The organism is Pseudactinotalea sp., from assembly GCF_048594945.1.
Taxonomy (GTDB): domain Bacteria; phylum Actinomycetota; class Actinomycetes; order Actinomycetales; family Beutenbergiaceae; genus Pseudactinotalea.
In genome coordinates this window covers 1-2,452 of record NZ_JBMDXJ010000041.1, presented here as the reverse complement: position 1 = coordinate 2,452, position 2,452 = coordinate 1, and the positions used below count along the sequence as shown (strand labels likewise).

Below are 2,452 nucleotides of genomic sequence, written 5' to 3'. Positions count from 1 at the left end.
GCGTGGGGCCGATGCGGTCGGCGTGGACATCTCGCCCGGTATGGTCGAGGCCGCTCAGACGCGGGTCCCCGAGGCGACGATCGCCGTGGGCGATGCCCAGACCGACGATCTCCTCGCGCTCGTCGGCGGTGGACCCGCCTTCGATCGCGTGCTCTCCCGGTTCGGCGTCATGTTCTTCGGGGACCCGACGGCGGCGTTCGGCAACATCCGTGCCGCCACCTCGCCCGGTGGTCGCCTGGCCGCCGCCGTGTGGCGTGGCCCGGAGGAGAACCCGGTCTTCACGCTCGGCGTGCAGCCACTGCTCGCTCACATGGAACTGCCGCAGCCCGCTCCGGGAGCACCGGGGCCCACCGCCTTGGCCGACCCCGACCACACCCGGACCATCCTCGACCAGGCCGGCTGGGACGCCGTCGAGATCTCGCCTCTCGACGTGACGCTCGACTACGGCCTCGACCACAGCGACGGCGTGGATGAGCGGCTCGCGATGGCGCTCGCGGGCGGGACATGGCGGACCGCCGCGGCACAGCTGCGCCCCACGCTGTCCGAGGCGCAGTGGGACGCGCTGGTCGAGGATGCCCGGGTGGAGATCCGGGCCGCCGCGGTCGACGGCGTGGTCCGCATCCCTGGCGCATGTTGGCTGGTGACCGCGACCGCCTGACCCGCCGTCGAACGGCGATCCGGCTCAGCCCAGGTGCCGCACCAGGCTCGCGGCGATACCCGTGTACCCGGCGGGTGAGAGAGCGAGGAGACGATCCCGGACGTCGTCGGGAAGTCCGAGATCCGCGATGAAGGCACGCATGCCCTCGGCGTCGACTCGGCGGCCGCGCGTGAGCTCCTTGAGGCGCTCGTAGGGGTCAGCCATGCCGGAGATGCCCGCGACCTGCTGTGCGCGCATCGCCGACTGCACGGCCTCGCCGAGGACCTCCCAGTTGGCATCGAGGTCACGCTCCATGGCGGCCGCGTCCACGTCGAGGCCGGCGAGGCCCCGGCGCACGTTGTCGATCGCGAGCAGCGAGTGGCCGAACGCGACGCCGATGTTGCGCTGCGTGGTCGAGTCGGTGAGGTCGCGCTGCAGCCTTGAGGTCACGAGCGTGGCGGCCAACGTGTCCAGCAGTGCGCACGAGACCTCGAGGTTCGCCTCGGCGTTCTCGAACCGGATCGGGTTGACCTTGTGCGGCATCGTCGAGGAGCCCGTGGACCCCTGCGCCGCGAGGTTCTGCGCGAAGTAGCCGAGCGAGATGTAGGTCCACACGTCGGTGGCCAGGTTGTGCAGCACCCGGTTGAAGCGGGCGATGTCCGCGTACAGCTCCGCCTGCCAGTCGTGGCTCTCGATCTGCGTGGTCAGCGGGTTCCAGGTCAGGCCCAGCCCGGTGACGAACGCCTCCGCCTCCACCTCCCAGTCCACGCCCGGGACCGAGATCGCGTGCGCGCCGTAGGTGCCGGTGGCGCCGTTGATCTTGCCGAGGAACTCGGCGCGGCCGATCCGCGCGAGCTGGCGGCGCAGCCGGTGCGCGAGCACGGCAAGCTCCTTACCGAGCGTGCTCGGCGTGGCCGCCTGACCGTGGGTGCGCGAGAGCATCGGCACCTCGGCGTTGGTTCGCGCGAGGTCGGCGAGCTGGTCGGTCAGCTCGGTCGCCGCCGGCAACCAGACCTGCCCGACGGCGTCCCTCACCGTGAGCGCGTAGCTCAGGTTGTTGATGTCCTCGCTCGTGCAGAAGATATGCACGATCTCGCCGACGCCGGTCAGCGCAGTGCTCTCGCCCAGGGACTCCGCGGCGGCCGCGAGCCGGCGCTTGAGGAAGTACTCGATCGCCTTGACGTCGTGGCGCGTCTCGGCCTCGATGGCGGCGAGCTCGGCGATCTCGTCGGAGCCGAACGTCGCGACCACGCCGCGCAGGTAGTCGATCTCGCCGTCGGAGAGCCTGGGGGCGCCGGGGAGCACCCCGCGCGAGGTGAGGTGGATCAGCCACTCGACCTCCACATGCAGACGCGCCCGGTTGAGCGCCGCCTCACTGAGGTGATCGACGAGCGGCGCCACGGTGCCGCGGTAGCGCCCGTCGAGGGGCCCGAGGGCGATCGGAGGTTCGAGGTCGGCGAACGAGATGCGCGAGGTCACGTGCCTCATCCTCCCGCACCGGAGCGCGTCCGGTGTGCCGCGGGGTCGGCGGGCGTGCAGAACCGTCCATCCGGGCGTGGAATGTCACGTTCGGAGCGTGCCGGCGTTGCAGAACCGTCCACCCTGGCGCCTTTCCCACGCGTGTCCCGCGATTCGTCAGCCCGCGACGACCTCCAGCTCGAAACCCTCCGCGTTCTCGAGGAACAGTGCGGTGTGGTCGGGGCCGCCGGCGTGCGGGTACGCCTCACCGAACAGCTCGGACCAGCCGTGGGCGCGTGCCTGCGCCCGTAGCTGGTCGAGCGCGTCGCGGTCGGCTACCCGCAGCGCGAGGTGGTT

Annotated in this window: 2 protein-coding genes and 1 pseudogene; 1 reads left to right on the top strand and 2 read right to left on the bottom strand. The window is 71.5% G+C overall.

All coding sequences use genetic code 11. The annotated features are described in order from the left end of the window. Positions 1 to 658: class I SAM-dependent methyltransferase (locus ACOJSN_RS01950; RefSeq protein WP_420110824.1), on the top strand; the 658-nt coding region annotated here is incomplete at its 5' end. 24 nt (positions 659 to 682) lie between these two features. Here ACOJSN_RS01950 and purB read toward each other — a convergent pair. Together purB and ACOJSN_RS01940 are read right to left on the bottom strand one after the other, a co-directional pair. Then, on the bottom strand, positions 683 to 2,116 hold the full coding sequence (purB, locus tag ACOJSN_RS01945) for an adenylosuccinate lyase (protein WP_420110823.1): 1,434 nt from the start codon (positions 2,114 to 2,116) through the stop codon (positions 683 to 685). 156 nt (positions 2,117 to 2,272) lie between these two features. Continuing rightward, positions 2,273 to 2,452, bottom strand: a pseudogene (locus ACOJSN_RS01940) (glyoxalase); the annotation flags it as partial.